Annotated in this window: 16 protein-coding genes; 12 read left to right on the top strand and 4 right to left on the bottom strand. The window is 71.9% G+C overall.

Going from position 1 to position 17,744, the window contains the following annotated elements:
• Nucleotide 1: 1 nt before the first annotated feature.
• Nucleotides 2-1,087: an alpha-ketoacid dehydrogenase subunit beta gene (locus GXY85_03065; protein ID NLW49810.1), complete on the bottom strand. Its 1,086-nt coding sequence runs from the start codon at nt 1,085-1,087 to the stop codon at nt 2-4.
• On the bottom strand, nt 985-1,968 hold the full coding sequence (locus tag GXY85_03060; protein NLW49809.1) for a thiamine pyrophosphate-dependent dehydrogenase E1 component subunit alpha: 984 nt from the start codon (nt 1,966-1,968) through the stop codon (nt 985-987). The genes GXY85_03065 and GXY85_03060 overlap by 103 nt, the downstream gene beginning before the upstream one ends.
• 160 nt (nt 1,969-2,128) lie before the next feature.
• On the opposite strand from GXY85_03060, the gene GXY85_03055 reads away from it, so the two are divergent.
• The 7 genes from GXY85_03055 (at nt 2,129) to amrB (ending at nt 11,465) form a co-directional block, all read left to right on the top strand.
• Nucleotides 2,129-3,715, top strand: a complete 1,587-nt coding sequence (locus tag GXY85_03055) for a phosphoglycerate dehydrogenase (protein ID NLW49808.1) — start codon at nt 2,129-2,131, stop codon at nt 3,713-3,715.
• A 95-nt stretch (nt 3,716-3,810) separates the two neighbouring features.
• Nucleotides 3,811-5,316, top strand: a complete 1,506-nt coding sequence (locus tag GXY85_03050) for a hypothetical protein (protein ID NLW49807.1) — start codon at nt 3,811-3,813, stop codon at nt 5,314-5,316.
• Between the two features lie 36 nt (nt 5,317-5,352).
• Nucleotides 5,353-5,811, top strand: coding sequence for a hypothetical protein (locus GXY85_03045; GenBank protein NLW49806.1), 459 nt, complete (start codon nt 5,353-5,355; stop codon nt 5,809-5,811).
• Between the two features lie 132 nt (nt 5,812-5,943).
• The gene (gene floA, locus GXY85_03040; GenBank protein ID NLW49805.1) at nt 5,944-6,978 is read left to right on the top strand and encodes a flotillin-like protein FloA; all 1,035 of its coding nucleotides are present in this window, start codon (nt 5,944-5,946) and stop codon (nt 6,976-6,978) included.
• A gap of 33 nt (nt 6,979-7,011) precedes the next feature.
• A complete protein-coding gene (locus GXY85_03035) occupies nt 7,012-10,014 on the top strand; it encodes a hypothetical protein (protein ID NLW49804.1) in 3,003 nt (1,000 codons plus the stop codon).
• Nucleotides 10,015-10,044: 30 nt separating this feature from the next.
• Nucleotides 10,045-10,599 (top strand): hypothetical protein, encoded by a 555-nt coding sequence (locus GXY85_03030; protein NLW49803.1) that lies wholly within the window; start codon nt 10,045-10,047, stop codon nt 10,597-10,599.
• Nucleotides 10,600-10,640: 41 nt separating this feature from the next.
• Nucleotides 10,641-11,465 carry an AmmeMemoRadiSam system protein B gene (amrB, locus tag GXY85_03025; GenBank protein ID NLW49802.1) on the top strand — a complete coding sequence of 275 codons (825 nt, stop codon included), beginning with the start codon at nt 10,641-10,643 and terminating at the stop codon, nt 11,463-11,465.
• 21 nt (nt 11,466-11,486) lie between these two features.
• On the opposite strand, the gene GXY85_03020 is transcribed toward amrB, so the two are convergent.
• On the bottom strand, nt 11,487-12,542 hold the full coding sequence (locus GXY85_03020; GenBank protein NLW49801.1) for a serine/threonine protein kinase: 1,056 nt from the start codon (nt 12,540-12,542) through the stop codon (nt 11,487-11,489).
• Between the two features lie 251 nt (nt 12,543-12,793).
• Nucleotides 12,794-12,970: a hypothetical protein gene (locus GXY85_03015; GenBank protein ID NLW49800.1), complete on the bottom strand. Its 177-nt coding sequence runs from the start codon at nt 12,968-12,970 to the stop codon at nt 12,794-12,796.
• A gap of 277 nt (nt 12,971-13,247) precedes the next feature.
• Between GXY85_03015 and GXY85_03010 the strand changes: the two genes are divergently transcribed.
• Genes GXY85_03010 through GXY85_02990 form a run of 5 tightly spaced genes read left to right on the top strand, consistent with a single transcriptional unit; the run spans nt 13,248 to nt 17,731 of the window.
• Nucleotides 13,248-14,399: a glycerate kinase gene (locus tag GXY85_03010; GenBank protein ID NLW49799.1), complete on the top strand. Its 1,152-nt coding sequence runs from the start codon at nt 13,248-13,250 to the stop codon at nt 14,397-14,399.
• Nucleotides 14,392-15,318 carry a thiamine-monophosphate kinase gene (locus tag GXY85_03005; GenBank protein ID NLW49798.1) on the top strand — a complete coding sequence of 309 codons (927 nt, stop codon included), beginning with the start codon at nt 14,392-14,394 and terminating at the stop codon, nt 15,316-15,318. Before GXY85_03010 ends, GXY85_03005 begins: the two co-directional genes overlap by 8 nt.
• Complete coding sequence (gene tsaE / locus GXY85_03000; GenBank protein NLW49797.1) at nt 15,315-15,797, top strand: tRNA (adenosine(37)-N6)-threonylcarbamoyltransferase complex ATPase subunit type 1 TsaE; 483 nt, start codon at nt 15,315-15,317, stop codon at nt 15,795-15,797. The genes GXY85_03005 and tsaE overlap by 4 nt, the downstream gene beginning before the upstream one ends.
• Before the next feature lie 16 nt (nt 15,798-15,813).
• Entirely contained in the window at nt 15,814-16,836 is a 1,023-nt protein-coding gene (locus GXY85_02995; protein NLW49796.1) for a tRNA-guanine transglycosylase, read from the top strand.
• Nucleotides 16,826-17,731: a hypothetical protein gene (locus tag GXY85_02990; protein NLW49795.1), complete on the top strand. Its 906-nt coding sequence runs from the start codon at nt 16,826-16,828 to the stop codon at nt 17,729-17,731. The genes GXY85_02995 and GXY85_02990 overlap by 11 nt, the downstream gene beginning before the upstream one ends.
• Nucleotides 17,732-17,744 lie beyond the last annotated feature (13 nt).

Below are 17,744 nucleotides of genomic sequence, written 5' to 3'. Positions count from 1 at the left end.
CTTACGCGTCGCATGCGGCCCGGGCGGCGCGCACCACGTCCGCCACGCCGGGCAGGACCATCGCCTCGGCGTCCACGGCGGCCGGAATGGGCAGGTCGCGCGCGCCCACGCGCACGAGCCGGCCGTCCAGGTCCCACAGGCATTGCTCGGCGACGGCGGCACACAGCTCCGCCATGACCCCGCCCGTCTTGACGCCCTCCTCCAGGAAGACGGCCTTCCCCGTCCGGCGTACGGAGGCGAAGACGGCCTCGGCGTCGTACGGCTTCAGTGTCATCAGGTCCACGACCTCGGCCTCGATGCCCTCCCGCGCCAGGTCCTGAGCCGCCTGAAGGGCCAGGAGCACGCCGTGGGCATATGTCACGATGCTCACGTCCGTGCCCGTGCGCACCACGCGCGCCCGGCCGATGGCGACCTGCTCCAGCCCCTCCGGCTCCGCCTGCAGCCGGCGGCCGTAGAGCAACTTGTGTTCGAGGAACAGCACCGGATCGTCGTCGCGGATGGCCGCCGTCAGCAGGGCGGCCGCATGCGCGGCCGACGACGGCGCGACGACCTTCAGTCCCGGCACGCTCAGGAACCAGGCGGCCAGGGACTGCGAGTGGCTGGGGCCGTAGCCGCGGTGCCCGCCGAACGGCATGCGCAGCACGATGGGCACGTTGATCTGGCCGGCGTACATGTAGTGGATCTTCGCGGCGTGGTTGACGATCTGGTCCATGGCCAGCGTCACGAAGTCCATGAACATCAACTCCACGACGACGCGCATCCCGGCCATGGCCGCGCCGGTGGCCACGCCGACGAAGCCGTTCTCGCTGATCGGGGTGTTCAGGACGCGGTCCGGGAAGGCCTCGTGCAGGCCGCGAGTGACCGCGAAGGCGCCGCCGTATTCGCGCAGGTCCTCGCCCAGGAGGATCAGCCGGGGGTCGTGCTCCAGGGCTTCGCGCAGCGCGCGGCGGAGTTCGTCGCAGAGGGTGGGCGTGCGCGGCTGGTTCACGGGGCGGTCTCGCTGGCGTAGGGGGAGGTGAGCACCTGTTCGGGCGTGGGCGCGGGCGCCTCGGCGAGGGTGCGGCGGGCGTCTGCGACACACGTGCATACGCCGCGTTCGAGTGCGTCCAGGGCCTCCGGTGCCAGGCCGTCGGCGAGCAGCCGCGCGCGGGCGGTCCGCAGCGGGTCGCGCCGCTGCCAGGCCGCCTCTTCGTCGCGGGTGCGGTAGAGGAGCCGGTCGCTCTTCGAGTGCCCGCAGAAGCGGTAGCATTCGGCTTCGATCAGCATGGGCCGGCGCTGCGTGCGCACGACGTCCAGGGCGGCGGCGGTCGTCTCGCGCACGGCTTCCACGTCCATGCCGTCCACCGGCCGGGCCTCCAGCCCGCAGCCGGCCGCGCGCGCGGCGACGCTGGGCACCCTGGTCGTGTCCCGGAAGCGGGTGCTCATCGCGTAGCCGTTGTTCTCGCAGACGTACAGGACGGGGAGGTCCCAGAGGGCCGCCATGTTGAGGCTCTCGTGGAAGGTGCCCTGGCTGCTGGCGCCGTCACCGAAGAAGCAGAGCACGGTGCGGGCGCCGCCGGTCAGCTTCTCGGCCAGCGCCAGGCCGGTGGCCACGGGCAGGCCGCCGCCGGTGATGCCGTTCGTGCCGTAGAAGGCGTGGCGCACGCTGCAGAGGTGCTGGCTTCCGCCGCGGCCCGCGCAGGGGCCGGCCGCCTTGCCCATCAGCTCGGCCAGCAGGGGGGCGGGGTCCAGCACGCGCGCCAGGAAGTGGCCGTGTCCCCGGTGGCTGCTCACCACCGGATCGTCCGGCCGGGCGGCCGCCAGGGCCCCCACGGCGCAGGCCTCCTGGCCGATCGACAGATGGGCCGTGCCGCGCACGACGCCCTCGGCGATCAACTCGCCGATCGCCTCCTCCGTCCGGCGGATCAGCAGCATCGCCCGGTAGCGCCCCAAGGGCGTCTGCAGGTCGATGTCCAGTGCCGTCGTCACGCCGCGCTCCCAACTCCAGAGATCCGCCGCACGTTCTCGAGCTACGTTAGCATCTCGCCCGCCGGTTCTCAATGAGGGAGCGGCAGGTTTGACAGGGTTGGGGATGGGGCGCTATAATCCGCTCTCCTGCCGCCGTCTCCCCAACAAGGAACCACATCCCATGAAGACCGTACTGCTGGCCGACAAGCTCCCCGAGGAATGCCGCCGGATACTGGAGGCCGGGGGGCTGACGGTTGTGAACCGCCCGGGCCTGTCCGAAGACGAGTTGAAGCAGGCCGTTCGGGGCGTCAGCGGCATCGTCTGCCGCTCCGGCGTGCGCATCACCTGCGAGGTGCTCCAGGCGGCCGACGTTCTGGAGGCCATCTGCCGGGCGGGTGTCGGGGTGGACAACGTGGACGTGGCCGCCGCGTCGCGTCGCGGCGTGGCCGTGATGAACACCCCGGGCGGCAACGCCGTCAGCACGGCCGAGCACACGTTCGCCCTGCTGCTGGGGCTGGCGCGGAAGATCGGTCCGGCCTACATCTCCATGCGGTCGGGGGCCTGGAACCGGTCGCAGTTCCTCGGCAGCCAGCTTGCCGGCAGCACGCTGGGCGTCATCGGGTTCGGCCGCGTGGGGCAGGAGGTCAGCCGGCGCGCCATCGCCTTCGGCATGAGGGTGTGCGTCCACGACCCCTTCGTGGGCCCCGATACGGCCGCCAAGCTTGGCGTGCAACTCGTCGACGAGCTGCCCGACCTGCTTCGGGAGAGCGACTACGTGACCCTGCACGTCCCGGAGAACGACAAGACGCGCGGGATGATCGGTGCCGAGCAGGTCGCGATGATGAAGCCGGGCGCCTGCATCATCAACTGCGCGCGCGGGTCCGTGCTGGACCAGGCGACGGTTCTGGCGGCCCTGAACGACGGCCGCCTCGGCGGGCTGGCGGTGGACGTCTACCCGACCGAGCCTCCCGAGAGCTTCGAGTTCGTGCAGAACGACAAGGTCCTGGCGACCCCGCATCTGGGCGCCTCCACGCATGCGGCCCAGCTCGCCGTGGCCGTGCAGGCCGCCGAGCAGATGGTCGACGCCCTGCAGCGCCGCCACTACCGCAACGCCGTCAACATCGGCACGGTTGCGCCGGAGGAGATGAAGGTCCTGCGGCCCTACTGCGACCTGGCCGTGCGGATCGGCAAGCTCGTCGCCCAGATCAGCACGGGCCGCCCGGAGCGCCTCGAGGTCTCCTGCCGCGGCGAGATCGCCGAGGGCAGCACCGATCCCATCGTCAGCTACGGCGCCATGGGCGTCATGCAGGGCAGTCTGGGCGACGACGTCAACATCGTCAGCGCCCCGCATCTGGCGGCCGAGCGGCGTGTCCGGATCACCGGCAGCGCGACGGTGGGGCTGGAGGCCGGGTTCGCCAACCTTGTCGAGATCTCCCTGGTCACCGATGCGGGAACGTTCGAGGCGGCCGGCACGGTCTTCGCCCCCGAACTGGCGCGCATCGTGCGCATCGACGGGTTCATGGTCGAGCTGGCGCCCGTCGGCGACGTGCTCATCCTCCACGGCAACGACGTGCCGGGCGTTATCGGCAAGGTCGGCGCCATCCTGGGCGCCGGCGGCGTCAACATCGCCCGGATGACCGTCGGGCGGCACGACGTCGGGGGCAAGACCCTGCTGGCTCTGAACGTCGACACTCCCTGCACGCCGGCGTGCATCGACCGGCTCGTGGCCCTGCCCGAAGTCGATGCCGCCCGGTCCGTCCATCTGTAGGGCTCGTCCCGGGCCTGGCACGGGCGCCTGGCGCACTGTATAATCGCCCGCAGGACGCGGCGGCGCAGGCATTCCGTCTGGCAGGGGGGCGCTCGGTGAGGCCAGGAAGGCGAGACGGTCGGCACAAAACGGCCATGCTCCTGCTGGCCGGGGTCGCCGTCTGCGTCCTGTCGTCCGGGGGCGTTCCTGCGCGGGCTCAGGAGGCGCAGGAGCCCGTCGAGGCGTGTGTCATCAAGATCGAGGGCGTCATCAACTCCGCCCGGGCCAAGGCGGTGATGCGCCAGATCGAACGTGCCCGACGGCTCGGCGCCGGGACGGTCATCCTGGAGCTGAACACCCCCGGCGGCACACTGGACGCCTCCCGCGCCCTGGGCGACTTCGTCTTCACCAGGGACGACCTGCGCATCGTCGCCTACGTGAACAACGACGCGTTCAGCGGCGGCACCATGGTGGCCCTGGCGTGTCAGGCGATCTACATGGACGCCCGCCTGGGGAGCATCGGCGACGTGGCCCCGGTCGGGCCGACCGGCGAGATCCTGGGCGAGAAGCAGCAGACCGTCGTGCGCGACAGCATGCTCAAGTACGCGCGGGCGCGCGGCTACCCCCTGGCCCTCGTGCGGTCTATGGTGACCAAGGAGATCGAGGTCCTCCGCCTGCAGATGGAGGACGAGCCCGAGGGGGCCTACCGGTACGTCGAGGGCACCGAGCTGGATCTGTGGGACGAGGAACGGCTGGCGAAGATCGTCGACCAGCGCATCGTGGTGAACGCCGGGGAACTCCTGACAGTGGGCAGCGAGCAGGCGATCGAGTTCGGGTTCGCCCGCGCCGCCGTCTCGGGGGCCGAGGAGCTGTACGAGCTCCTGGAGCTGGACCCCGCCCGTGTGATCGAACTGCACCTGACGGCGTCGGAGCGGCTCCTGGCCCTGCTGGACACCTTCAGCCCCCTCCTGCTCGTTGCAGGGATGATCCTGCTCTACATGGAGCTGAGCCAGCCGGGTGTGGGCCTGCCCGGGCTGCTGGCGCTCATCTGCTTCGGGGTGTTCTTCATCGTGAAGTGGACGCAGGCATACGTGCACATGCTGGAGATCGTGCTGTTCGGCATCGGGATGGTGCTGCTGCTCCTGGAGGTCTTCGTCATCCCGGGCTTCGGCGTGGCCGGCATCGCCGGCATCGCGTGCGTCTTCGTCAGCCTTGTGCTGGCCTTCCAGGGCTTCACAGTGCCGACGACCGCCGAGCAGGTGCGGACCCTCGAGGTGAGCATCGTGACGGTGCTGGGGGCCTTTGCCCTGTCGGGCCTGCTGATGGCCGTCCTGGCGCGGTTCCTGCCGTCGGTGCCGCTCTTCCGGCGCATCACGCACGTGGACACCCTGGCGGCCGCCCACGTGGGCGATATCGGCGAGGTGCATACGCCGGGCCTGGCCGGAATGACGGGCGAGGTGGGCGTGGCGCTCACGCCGCTCCATCCGGCGGGCCGGGCGGAATTCGGCGAGAGGCTGCTGGACGTCGTCACGGAGGGCGAGTTCGTGCCGAAAGGCGCGCGCGTGCGCATCCTGGCCGTGCAGGGGCCGAGGGTCGTTGTGGAGCGGTGCGAGGGCGCCTGAGCGCGCGGGATCGCGCCACACTCCTGGGAGGCGGCGATGGTCGAACTGGACGTCATCATCTTCGTGTTCGCGGCCGGACTGGTGGCGATGGTCATCGAGTTGTTCATTCCCGGCGCGGTGCTGGGTCTGCTGGGGCTGGCGGCGGTGACGGGCAGCGTGGTGCTGGCCTTTGCCGGCGGCCATACGACGGCGGGCGCCGTGCTGGTTGCCGTCGCCGTGCTCTGGGTGCCGCTGTTCTTTGCGCTGTGGAAGGGCTTCGTGGGCCGGTTCATGGCCCTGAAGGGCGACCAGCGCGGCTTCCGCGCGTCGACGACGATCGGCGAGGACCTGGTCGGCCTGGAAGGGGAGGCGATGAGCGCGCTGCGTCCCAGCGGCATTGTCCGGCTGGGCGATAAACGCTATGATGTGGTGACACGCGGCGAGATGCTGGCGAAGGGCACACGTGTCAGGGTCATCGAGGTCTCGGGGAACCGCGTCGTCGTCAGGGAGGCGTGAGCGAGACCGTTCGGCGGGCGCCATCCTCGCGGCTGAGACTGAGGAGACGTACGAGCCATCACCCGGTGTGGCAGGGGCTTTTCCTCTGCGCCGGGGGGACATGCGCCGTCTACGGAAAAGGAGTGGCACGCAATGGATGCGATTCTGGCTGCGGCGGGCCCCGCGAATGTCGTCCTGGTCGTCGTCCTTCTGGCCCTGGCCGTCGTCGCTCTGGCCCTGTTGGTCTTCTTCTTCAACTATGGGTTCCTGTACATCAAGGCGTTGCTGGCGGGCGCCCACGTGGGCATCTTCGAACTCGTGGGCATGACGCTGCGCGGCGTGCGGCCGTCGGTCATCGTCGACAGCCGCATCATGTCCATCAAGGCCGGCCTGCCGGTCCAGACCGTGGCACTCGAGACGCACTACCTGGCGCGCGGGAACGTGCCGAACGTCGTGCGCGCCCTGGTGGCGGCCAGCAAGGCCGACATCCCGCTGACGTTCAACCAGGCCTGCGCGATCGACCTGGCGGGCCGCGACGTCCTGGACGCCGTGCAGACGAGCGTCAACCCGAAGGTGATCGACTGCCCGGACCCGCTCAAGGGGCGCGATACCATTGCCGCCGTGGCCAAGGACGGCATCCAGCTCAAGGCGAAGGCGCGTGTGACCGTGCGCGCGAACCTCGAGCGCCTGGTCGGCGGCGCCAAGGAGGAGACGATCATCGCCCGCGTCGGCGAGGGCATCGTGACCACGATCGGTTCCTCAGAGACCTACAAGACCGTCCTGGAGAACCCGGACACCATCTCCAAGCGCGTGCTGGACAAGGGGTTGGACGCCGGGACGGCTTTTGAGATCCTCTCGATCGACATCGCGGACGTCGACGTGGGCGAGAACATCGGGGCCAAGCTGCAGGCCGACCAGGCCGAGGCCGACAAGCGCGTCGCCCAGGCCCTGGCCGAACGCCGCCGGGCCATGGCCGTGGCCCGCGAGCAGGAGATGCAGGCCCTGGTGGCCGAGAACCGCGCCAAGGTCGTCCTGGCCGAGTCCGAGGTCCCCAAGGCCATCTCGCAGGCCTTCCGCGAAGGCAACCTCGGCATCATGGACTACTACAACCTGCGGAACATCCAGGCCGACACCTCCATGCGCAAGTCCATCAGCGGTCAGTCCGACGAGGGCGAGACGCGAAGCTGAGCGCCTGAACTGCGGTCGCAGCAGGGGGCCGTCATGGCACGGCGGCGTGCGTTGAGTCAGAGCGACCTGGCCGGCCTCGCCCGGCAGGCGATCGACCGCATCCGGGCGGCGGCCGATCCGGCGGCAGAGGCCGAGCGTGTGCTCGCCGAGGCCGCCGGGCCCCGCGTGCGTGCGGCCATCCTGGCACTCGCCAGCGGGGCGGCCGACAGGGTGCTCGGCCCCGTGGCGTCTGCCGCCCTGCACGGAAGCGATCCGGAACTCTCGCGTTCGGCGGCGGAACTCCTGGTGGGCATCGGCGACCCTGCCATGGCCCTGAAGATCCTGGAGGACTGTTTCCGGTCGTCGGACCCGGCCGTGCGCGGCCGCGCCGTCGAGGCCATCGAGGCGCTGAGCGCTCCGGAGGCCGTGGGCTTCCTTCCCGCGGCCTTGACCGACGAGTCGGACCTGGTGCGGCGGGCCGCCACAAGCACCCTGAGCCTGATCATCGGCACGAGCCGTCACCCCCTGCGCGCGGCGCTTCTGGAGCGGTTGACCCGCCCGGACAGCCCCCTGAACCGGGCCGTTGTGGGCAACGACGACAATCAGGTGCGCCGGCAGGCCGCCCAGAGCCTGGCCTACGTCAAGTCCGACGCGGTCGTTCCGGTGCTGGCGCAGATGGCCGGCGACGAGGACGACGAGGTCCGCCAGGAGGTCGTGCTCTGCCTGGCCGCCATCGGCAGCGGCCCGACCATCGAACTGACCGGGCGGATGATCGACGACCCGAGCTACCGGGTGGCATCCTCGGCGCTGGACATGCTGGCCGGGCGTCTGGGAGCCGTCTCGGGGGCCTTCCTCGAACACCTGAAGAAGGCGCTGGCCCATCCGTCGGCCGAACTGCGCCGCCACGCCGTGCTCATGCTGGAACGCTACGGGCCGGCTGTGGCCGAACCCCTGCTGCAGGCGGCGGCTTCGGACGCCGACTTCGAGGTCGCCCGCCGAGCCGGGGAGATCCTCCGGCGGCGGCAGCGGAGCACCGGCGTGGACTGGCTGGCCGACGAGATGGACCGGCAGGCGGCCGGGGAGCGCGTGCTCGCCGTCTGGGAGGCCGGCACGATCGGCTCGGAGGCCGGCCTGCGCGTTGGCCTGGGGGCTGCGCGCGACCGGGGAGGCACCCAGGACCGTCTCGTGCCGATCCTGGAAGAGACGGTGCGCAACGGGGCCCCCTCCGACCGGATGCACGCCATCAGCGAACTGGCGGCCCTCGTGGACATTGCGGACTCCCGGGTCATGCGCGAGGCCCTGCGGGACGACGACCCGTCCGTGCGCAGCCGCGCGGCGGACACGCTGCAGTACACGCGCGACGCGGAGCTGCTGGTCGAGATCGTGCGCACACACCCCGACCCCTCCGTGCGGCGCGGTGCGATCGATGCCCTGATCGCCAACCCGGGCGGCCCGAAGCGGCGCGGGTCGTTGGATGCGCGGGTTACGTTCGCGGCCGCACGGACGCTGGGCATGGAGCTGTTCGGCCACTTCCTGGCGGCCATGAACGATCCCGACGAAGGCGTGCGCCAGGTGGCCTGCGAAGCGGTGCGCGAGTACGCGGCCGAGGTGGGCGTGCTGCCCGTGAAGGCCGCGCTGGAGGCCCTCTCGGAGCTTGCGGACGACGAGGACGTGTCCGTGCTGGTCCAGGAAGAAGCCACAGCGGCCGAGGAGGTGGTCCGACGCGCGTCGGCGCCGCCGCTGATCGTCTCGCAGCTCGACGAGGTGCTTGCCTGGCGAGGTCAGGTTGCGCGCGACGCCCACGCGCTCCTGTGGGACGACGAGGCGGGGTGCTTCCGGATCCGGCCCGGCGCCGGGGCCGGTCTGGCCGAACGCCGGGCCGAGGGCCAGGCGCTCTCGCCCGAGCAGGCGGCCGCCGTGGCCCGTGCCGCCGACACCGGCGCTCCGCTGGACCGGGATACCGCGCGCGCGCTCCTGCGGGGGCTCACGCGCGATCTGACGGCCGCCCTGAACGCGGCGGCCTATGCGGCCGTGGCCCTGCGCGTGATCGGCCAGGAGGATTGGCTCACGCACGCCGAGCGCTGGACGGCCGCCCTCGCCGCCGGCCCGAAGCTCCAGTGGGGGCCGCGCGGACGGGGCGCCCGCTATGCCACGCGCATCGGCCGGCTGCGCAGGCGGGCGTGGATCAACCTTCTGTGGGCGCGTGAGGACGCCGAACCGGGCGCGTGCGCACAGGAACTGGCCGCCGCAGCCGATGATGCCGACGCCTGGGTGCGGCTGACGGCGCTTGCGGTGAAGGCCAGCCTGGCCCCGGACGACCGCGCGCCGGCCGATGCGCTCAGGACCATGGCGCGGAAGCACGCGACGGACCGCGAGTTCTGCGAGCCGGTCGGGCTGGCGTCGCTGCCCCTGATGCGGTGGGAGGGGCCGGACGCCGTGCCGCTGGCGGCCGGGGCGCTCGCCGCCGCACGCATCGACTTCCGGGTGGAACTGACGCAGCAGATCATGGCCGCCGTCCGGCATCCGCAGGTTGCCCACGGGATCCTGGCGCACCTCCGGGCCCGGCCGCTGGAAGGCGTGGCGCCCGTCTGCCTGGCGCTGGCGCTGCGAGGGGGCGGCCATGCGCTGGAGGGGATGACCGTCATGGAGCCTGCCGAAGGGGCCGACCCGGAGCAGGTCTGTGCCTCCCTGGCGCTGCGTGCGATGGAGGCCGAGGAAGAGGCTGCCGCGCAACTGACGCGCCTGCTGCGCCATGGAAGCCCGAAGGAGCGCTACCTGAGCGGATGCTACCTGGGGCTGGCCCGCGTCCGGAGCGCGGCGATGCCGTTGGCCGGCACGCGCGACCAGCCCGACGCCCCGTACCTGCTGCGCGGGCTGTGCGCCGCGCTGTTGCTGCCGCAGGGCCTCCCGACGGCGATGGCCGGCTGGGCCAAGCTGCTCAAAGGCGTGACCGGCCGCGTCAAAGCGGACATGCTGACGTATCTGTGTCGGGGGGTGGAGGACACGATTCTGCTGATGAACTACTGCGCCGACGTCGATGTGGGCCGGTTCGTCTGACGCTCGGAGTGTCGGAAGGAGGTGCGGTGCGTGGGTGCAGAGGAGATCATCTGGTTGATCATCGTCGTGGTCGTGGTCGTCACGCGCGCGATCCGGGCGTCGCAGGCCCCGGAGGGCCGGCGGGCAGCGGCCCGGGAAGACGAGGAAGGACACGAGACACGGCCGGTCCAGGTCCGGGACTTAGTCCGCTCCCTGGAGGCCGCCACCCGGCGGGCAGCGGCCGGCGGCGGGCGGGAAGCGGCCGTGCGGCCGATGCCGCGACCGCCCGGTGCGCCGGCTGCCGTGCCGTCCTTCTGGGACCCGGTGCCTGCCGCCCCGCCGGTGGGGGCCGCCCCTCCGGGGCGGGTGGCTGCGCCGGTGCCGACACCGCCGACGGCGCGCAGGAGGAAGGCGGCCCGGCGCAAGGCGCCTTTGCGCGAGGCCCAGGCGGCGCCGGCGCCGGCCCCGGCCGCCGTGCCGCAGAAGGCCGCCCGCGGGGGTCTCGCTCCGTTGCTTGCGGCGAAGGGGGGCGATCTGAAGCGGGCGATCGTCTGGTCCGAGGTGCTGGGCCCGCCGGTGAGCTTGCGGCGCGGTCGGCGGCGGTGAGCGGGGCCTGACGGCATCGTCCGCGTGCAGGAGGCAGGGAGATGACCAGGAAGCCGGCCGTCGCAGGTCAGTTCTACCCGGGCCGGCCCGAGGCACTGCGCTCGGCGATCGAGGGGGTGAGCGCCGCGCCGGAAGGCGCGCGGCCCTCCCCGGCGCTGGGCGTGCTGTCTCCGCACGCCGGCTACACGTTCAGCGGCGCGGTGATGGGCAGGCTGTTTGCGCAGGTGCGGGTGCCGGACACCGTGCTGCTGCTGACGCCGAGCCATGCCTTCTCGCAGCCTGCGTTCGCCCTGTGGACGGGCGGCGGATGGGAGACGCCGCTGGGCAGCGTGGCGATCCACGAGGCGCTCACCGAGGCCCTGGCCCGGCATCCCGGGATCATCCCGGCCGACGAGCCGCACATCCCGGAGCATTCCGGGGAGGTCGTGCTGCCGTTCCTCCAGTATCACAACCCCGGTGTGCGGATCGCCGTCGTCTGCGTGACGGTGTCGGCGCGGCTTCCGGCGCTCAAGGAGGTGGGTGCGTACGCGGCGGGCGTGTTGGCGGAGCTGGGCGAGGACGACGCGCTTATCGTTGCCAGCAGCGACATGTCTCACGAGCACGGGCGGCACGCGCGCGAGGTCGTGCGCCGGAACGACGCGGTGGCGATCGAGCGGATGGTGGCGCTGGACCCTGACGGGCTCTACAGCGTCTGCCGGCTGGAGGGGATCACGATGTGCGGCGTCCTGCCGGCGGCGGCGATGATGTCCGGCGTTGCCGCACGGGGGGGCACCCGGGGCGAGTTGCTGGGGCGGGCCACCAGTGCGGACTCTCCGCTCGGGGGCGGCGACTACGTGGTGGGCTACGCGGGGCTGCGGTTCGACTGAGGCCCGAGGCGCGGCGGCCTGTTATCGGGTCAACACATAGACCAGGACGCCCACCGCGAAGACGACGCCGACGACGAAGATGGCGATGACCCAGGGGGTGTTGCTGCGGCGTCGGGGCGGATTGGCGATGCGGGTCTTCTCTGCGGCCAGTCCCAGCGCGTCGGCGGGGATGGACACGGGCGAATCGGCGTTGACCATGCTCTGATCGCGGAAGCCGGCGGCCGTCACCGGCCGGCCTTCCAGCAGGTTGGTGAACTCCCCGATGAGTTCCCCGTAGCTGGAGTAGCGATCGGCCGGGGCCTTGGCCATCATCTTGCGGATGACGTCGCAGAGGTCGTCGGGGAGGTCGGGCACGTGGTCCTTGGGCGAGGGCAGGGGTTCACGGACCTGCTTGGTCATTACCTCGAAGGTGGTTCCCGTGTAGGGCACCTTGCCGCAGACCATGTGGTAGAGGGTGGCGCCGAGCGAGTAGATGTCCGTGCGGAAGTCGACGTCGCGGGCGCTGTTGATCTGCTCAGGGCTCATGTAGTAGGGCGTGCCGAGGCTGGCGCCGCTGCGGGTCAGGCCGGTGGTGCCGGCGGAGGATTCCTTGGCCAGCCCCAGGTCGGTGATGCGTGCCGTGCCGTCGGAGTCCAGGATGATGTTCCCCGGGGTGACGTCGCGGTGGATGATGCCCTTGGATGCGGCGTATTCGAGCCCCTGGGCGATCTGGCGGGCGACGCCGACGGCCTTCTGCCACTCCATGCGGCCGAGCCGCTGGACCTCCTCGCTGCAGGTGGGCCCCTCGACGTAGTCCATGATGATGTAGTAGAAGCCGCCTTCGGCGCCGTAGTCGTGCACCTGGACCATGTTGGGGTGGCGCAGTCGGGCGGCGATCTTGGCCTCGCGCGAGAAGCGCTGGCTGTACTCGGGGTCCTTCAGGTCGATGTGCTTGGGCAGGATCTTGATGGCCATGGGGATGTCAAGCGTCTTGTGGTGGCCGAGGTAGACGCTCCCCATGCCGCCTTCACCGATCTTCTTGACGATGCGACAAGGCCCTATGCTCTCTGGCACATCGCCTGCCAGGTAGTCTTCCATCGGTCCCTCTTGACGCTTCGGTTTCCGTCGGCGGATCGATCCCGCACGGCTCTGAGCGGCCGGGGGCATTATAGTCCATCTGGTCGAGGAGCGTCAACGTTCCGGACGCGGCCTCGCGCCGCGTCTATGAGCGCGTTCCTCAAGGGTTTGCGGGGAGAAGAACAGGCCGCGTCGCCGGGGCGCAGGACCCGACGGCGCGGCCGCTCCGAAGCAGTGTGGGAGGTCGGGCCGGGACGACAGCGGTGCTGCCCCTATCCCGGGCCCTCCACTTCGGATTCCTCGGGCGTCTGAGCGTCCTCCGGTCCCGGCCCTTCGCTCTTCGGAAGGGGAGGGCCCGGCTTTCGTGTGGACATCAGGACGATCAGCACGATTAGGATGATGACCGCCACAACGACCAGCACGGTCTGTCCTGTGCCCCATTCGCCCATACCCGGCGCCCCGAGGTCCCCGTATTCCTCAGGCTCCCAGAAAGTACCCTCTCGTGCCTTCTCTACCTTCTTTTGTACCGGTCCTCCGCCTCCGGAGTCAAGCCGATCTTGTACAGGGATGCCGGCACCTGCCCGGCAAGACCACGTAAGTGATGGCTAAAGCACCGGTTAAGCCTTTCGCCCGCGTCCGGGCGGCCGGCGGCGTGCCTGCGGCGTGTCGTGCAAAATCCTTCCCAGCTCTGTAGAATGGCGCCATTCCCATTGTGCGGACACACCCATGAAGATCACGATCGCCCCGGACTCATACAAGGAGTGCCTGCCATCCCCCGGAGTCGCGCGCGCGATGGCCGCGGGCGTCCGGCGGGCGCTGCCGGGGGCCGAACTCGCCGTTGTGCCCATGGCCGACGGCGGCGAAGGCACCGCCCGGGCCATCGTGGAGGCCACGGGCGGCCGGATGCTGTCGGCGACGGTGGCGGACCCGTTCGGACGGCCGGTCACGGCCGAATGGGGGTTCTGCGGCGACGGATGCACCGCGGTTGTCGAGATGGCCCAGGCCAGCGGCCTGGAGCGCCTGGCGCCTGCCGAACGCGACCCGATGCGCGCGTCGACCCGCGGCACCGGCCAGTTGATCCGGCAGGCGCTTGACGCGGGCGCGCGGCGCATCCTGATCGGGATCGGCGGCAGTGCCACGGTCGACGGGGGCATGGGCATGGCCGCTGCGCTGGGCGTGCGGTTCCTGGACGTCCGGGGGCAGCCCATCGGCGACTGCTGCGGGGGGCGGCTGGCCGACGTGGCCGCAATCGATCCGGCCTCGCTGGACGAACGCATCCCGCGCACGGAGATCGTGGTCGCCTCGGACGTCACGAACCCGCTGACCGGCCCCCTGGGCGCCGCACTGGTGTTCGGCCCGCAGAAGGGGGCCACGCCCGAGCAGGCGCGGCAGCTCGACCGCGGGCTGGCCTCCCTGGCGCGTCTGATCGAGACGCAGCTCGGTGTGGCCGTCGACGCCCTGCCGGGCGCCGGAGCCGCCGGCGGGCTGGGGGCCGGGCTGGTGGCCTTCCTCGGAGCCCGCATCCGGAGCGGCGTCGAGACCGTCATCGAGGTCGCACGCCTGGACGAACGCATGCAGGGAAGCGCGCTGGTCCTGACGGGCGAAGGTCGCCTGGACGGCCAGACGGTGCACGGGAAGACCGTCGCGGGCGTGGCGGCCGCCGCCGCGCGGCACGGCATCCCCGTCGTCGCGCTGGCCGGCTCGCTGCAGCCGGGGTACGAGGCCCTCTACGGCCGGGGGGTCGTCTGCGCCCTGTCGATCGTCGACCGGCCCATGGACCTGGCGGCGGCCATGGCGGACGCGCCGGGTCTGCTGGAGCGTGCCGCCGAGTCCGTCGTGCGCCTCTGGAGTGCGGCGGGAGGGGGGGGCCATGTCTGAGCGGGACCTGATTCGCCTCATCCTGGGGCTGGCCGGCCCGCGGCCGGACTGGCTGAACCTGGACGTGGGCGACGATTCGGCGGTGATCCGGGTCCCGGGCGATTGCCGGCTGGCGCTGACGATGGACTCGGTGTTCGAGGGCGTGCATTTCGAGCCCGGCACGCCCATGTCGGCGGTGGGGTACAAGGCGGTGGCGCGGGCCGTGAGCGACATCGCCGCCATGGCCGCGCGGCCGCTGTGCGCGCTGGCGGCGGTCGGCTTCCCGTCGGGGGCCGACGGAGGCGCGAGCCGGGCGCTGATCTCGGCCCTGTGGGAGGCGGCGGAGGGCCTGTCCGTGCGCCTGATCGGCGGGGACGTGGCCTCCGGAGCCGAACGTCTGAGCGTGACGGTGACGGCCCTGGGCACGCCCGGGCCGGCCGGCGTGATTGCGCGGGCCGGCGCACGGCCGGGCGACGCCCTGTGCGTGACGGGGCGGCTGGGCGGGTCGCTGCTGGGGCGGCACCTGACGTTCCGGCCGCGCGTGCCGGAGGCGCTGGCGCTGGTCGAACGATGCGACGTGCACGCGATGATCGACGTCAGCGACGGCCTCAGCACCGACGCGCTGCACCTGGCCGAGGCCGGCGGCGTCGGCGTCCGCATCCGTGCCGACGCCGTGCCCGTGTCCGAGGACGCCGGCCGGATGGCGGGGCGGACGGGGCGGACGCCGCTCTGGCACGCCCTGAACGACGGCGAGGACTACGAGCTGCTGTTCTGTGCCTCGCGCGAGTCGGCGGCGCGACTGGCGGCGGACGGTGGCCTCGGGTCGCTGCCGGTCACGGTTGTGGGCGAGGTGATCGAGGGCGCCGATTCTTCTCTGATCATGGCGGACGGATCCGCCGTGCCCCTGCGCCCCGGCGGCTGGGAGCACCTGACCGCATGACGGCCATCCACATGGTGACGGAGGCTCCGGAGGAGACCCGGTGGCTGGCGGCGGCCCTGGCGGCGGCGGCCCGGCCGAACGACGTGATCGGGCTCCAGGGCACGCTGGGCGCCGGCAAGACGTGCTTCGCGCAGGGATTCGCTCGGGGCCTCGGCGTGGCCGAGACGGTGATCAGCCCGACCTTCGTCTTGATGCGGAGCTACGAGGGTCGGCTGACGCTGCACCATTTCGATGCCTACCGGCTGGGCGGCGCCGACGACATGGAGGCCATCGGCTGTGCGGAGGTGTTCGGCTCGGGGGGCGTCAGCCTCATCGAATGGGCGGACCACGTGGCGGGCTGCCTGCCGCCGGACCACTTCCTGCTCACGCTGCGGGCGGCGGGAGAGCGGCGCCGCGAGCTGGCCCTCCGTGCATGTGGCGGGCGGTGCGTCGCCCGGCTGGGCGAGCTGCGCGGAGTCCTCGCGCCCTGGGCGCGCTGAAACGGGACCGAGAGACATGCCACGCAACCCCAATGCACGCCTCGGCCGGCCCACGCCGCTGTTCCTGCCCGTCTTCCAGCCGGGCAACCCGTATTTCTCTCTGGCGGAGCTGCAGGCGGACTTCGGCGTCGACGCGATCATGACGAACGCCTTCCTCCTCTACCGGAAGAGGGCGCTGCGCCTGCGGCTGCCCGAGTGCGGCATCAAGGAGCATCTCGGGTTCGAGGGCCTGGTGGTGACCGACAGCGGTGCGTTCCAGGAGTTCCGGGGCCGGCTGCTGCTGACCAACCGGAGCATCATCCGGTTTCAGGAGGACATCGGGGCCGACGTGATCTCGCCGCTGGATGTGGTGACGCCGCCGTCGGACAACCGGACGACGGCCGAGGGCAAGGCGCAGGTGACCCTGAAGCGGGTTCGCGAGGGGCTCTCGCTGGTCAACCGGGCCATCCTGATGGGGGTGCAGCAGGGCGGCCGCTTCCTGGAGGTGCGCCGGCAGGCCGCCGAGTGGCTGGCCGGCGCGGGCGTCTCCTATGCCGCCCTGGGCAGCCTGGTGCCCTTCTTCACGCGCAATCACGACCTGCGGTTCGTTCGCCGCGTGATCATGGACGCCCGCCGGATCCTGCCCGAGGACGTGCCGATGCACCTGTACGGCGCGGGCGACCCGCTGGAGATCCCCTTCTACGCCGGGGCGGGCTGCAGCGTCTTCGACTCCTCGTCCTTCGTCCACTACGCCGAGAACGGCTCCTACATGACGCCGTTCGGCGCGCTGCCGCCCGGCACCACGGCCGCCGAGCGCGGATGGGCCTGCCCCTGTCCCCTCTGCGAGGCCCGCGGGGAGCCGGCCGTGCGCGCGAACACGTCGCTGCTGTGCCGGCACAACCTGTGGACCATTCTGGAGGCCGTGCGCACGGTCCGCCAGGCGCTCGAGGGCGACCGGCTGGGCGAGCACCTGGGCCACCTGGCGCGCGTGCACCAGCAGTGGTTCCCCGACAGCATGCTGCAGCGCTCTCTGTGCGAAGGAGGCGACGATGGCGTCTGAGGCGCCCGCCCCCGCCCTTCCCGAGGACCTGCTCGAGCGCGAGGCGCGCCGCGTAAGCCGCCGCTATCGCGTGGACCCGGCGGCCGCCCGCAGCGCGCTTGCGGAGGCCTTTGCGGCGCGGCCGGGCCTCCTGCGGCGCATCGCCGAGCGCTGGGAGCGGGAAGACGTGACGCGTTGGCGCGACTACCGCGAGGTCCTGAAGGCGTGCCGCAAGGGGCTCTACTACGGGCTGCGTCGCTACTACGCCGACCCCGCCGGGGCCGACGCCCTGGTGGAGGAACTGGAACGGGCGGCGGCGGACGGGCTGCCGTGCCGCGCCGTCGAGCGGGCGCGCCGGGGGCTGTTGGACGGGCATGTGTCGACTCGCGAACGGGGGCCGTACCTGGCGGACTTCTACGCCGGGCTCTTCGGCCTCTGCGGAGTTCCTCCGATGCTGCTCGACGTCGGCTGCGGCATGCAGCCGCTGGCCTACCCGTTCGCGGACGCCGGGGCGGCCACGGCGCTCTACGTCGCGGTGGACCGCGACGAACGCGCCGTGCGCGCGGCGTGTGCATGGGGCCGGCTGGCGGCGCCGGGGCGGCTTGCGGGGGCTTGGGTGGACGTGGCCGATCCCTCCTGGGCCTCTGAGGTCTCGCGCGAGGAACCGTTCGACCTGGCCCTGATGCTGAAGGTCGTGCCCGTGCTGCGCCGGCTGGACCGGGCGGCGGGCGAGTCGCTGGCGCGGGTGCCCGCCCGGCGGCTGCTGGTGACGGGCTGCACGGAGTCCATGACCCGGCGGGGCGGCCGGATCGAGCGGCGCGAACGGGCCGTCCTGGCGCGGTTCCTGAAGGGCTCTGGCCGGCGCGTCGTCGGCGAGTTCCGGGCGGGGACGGAGTTCGGCCTGCTGAGCGAGTGACCGGGGGGCACGA

The organism is Candidatus Brocadiaceae bacterium (assembly GCA_012728835.1).
Lineage (GTDB): Bacteria > Planctomycetota > Brocadiia > SM23-32 > SM23-32 > JAAYEJ01.
This window is presented reverse-complemented; position numbering and strand designations above follow the sequence as displayed.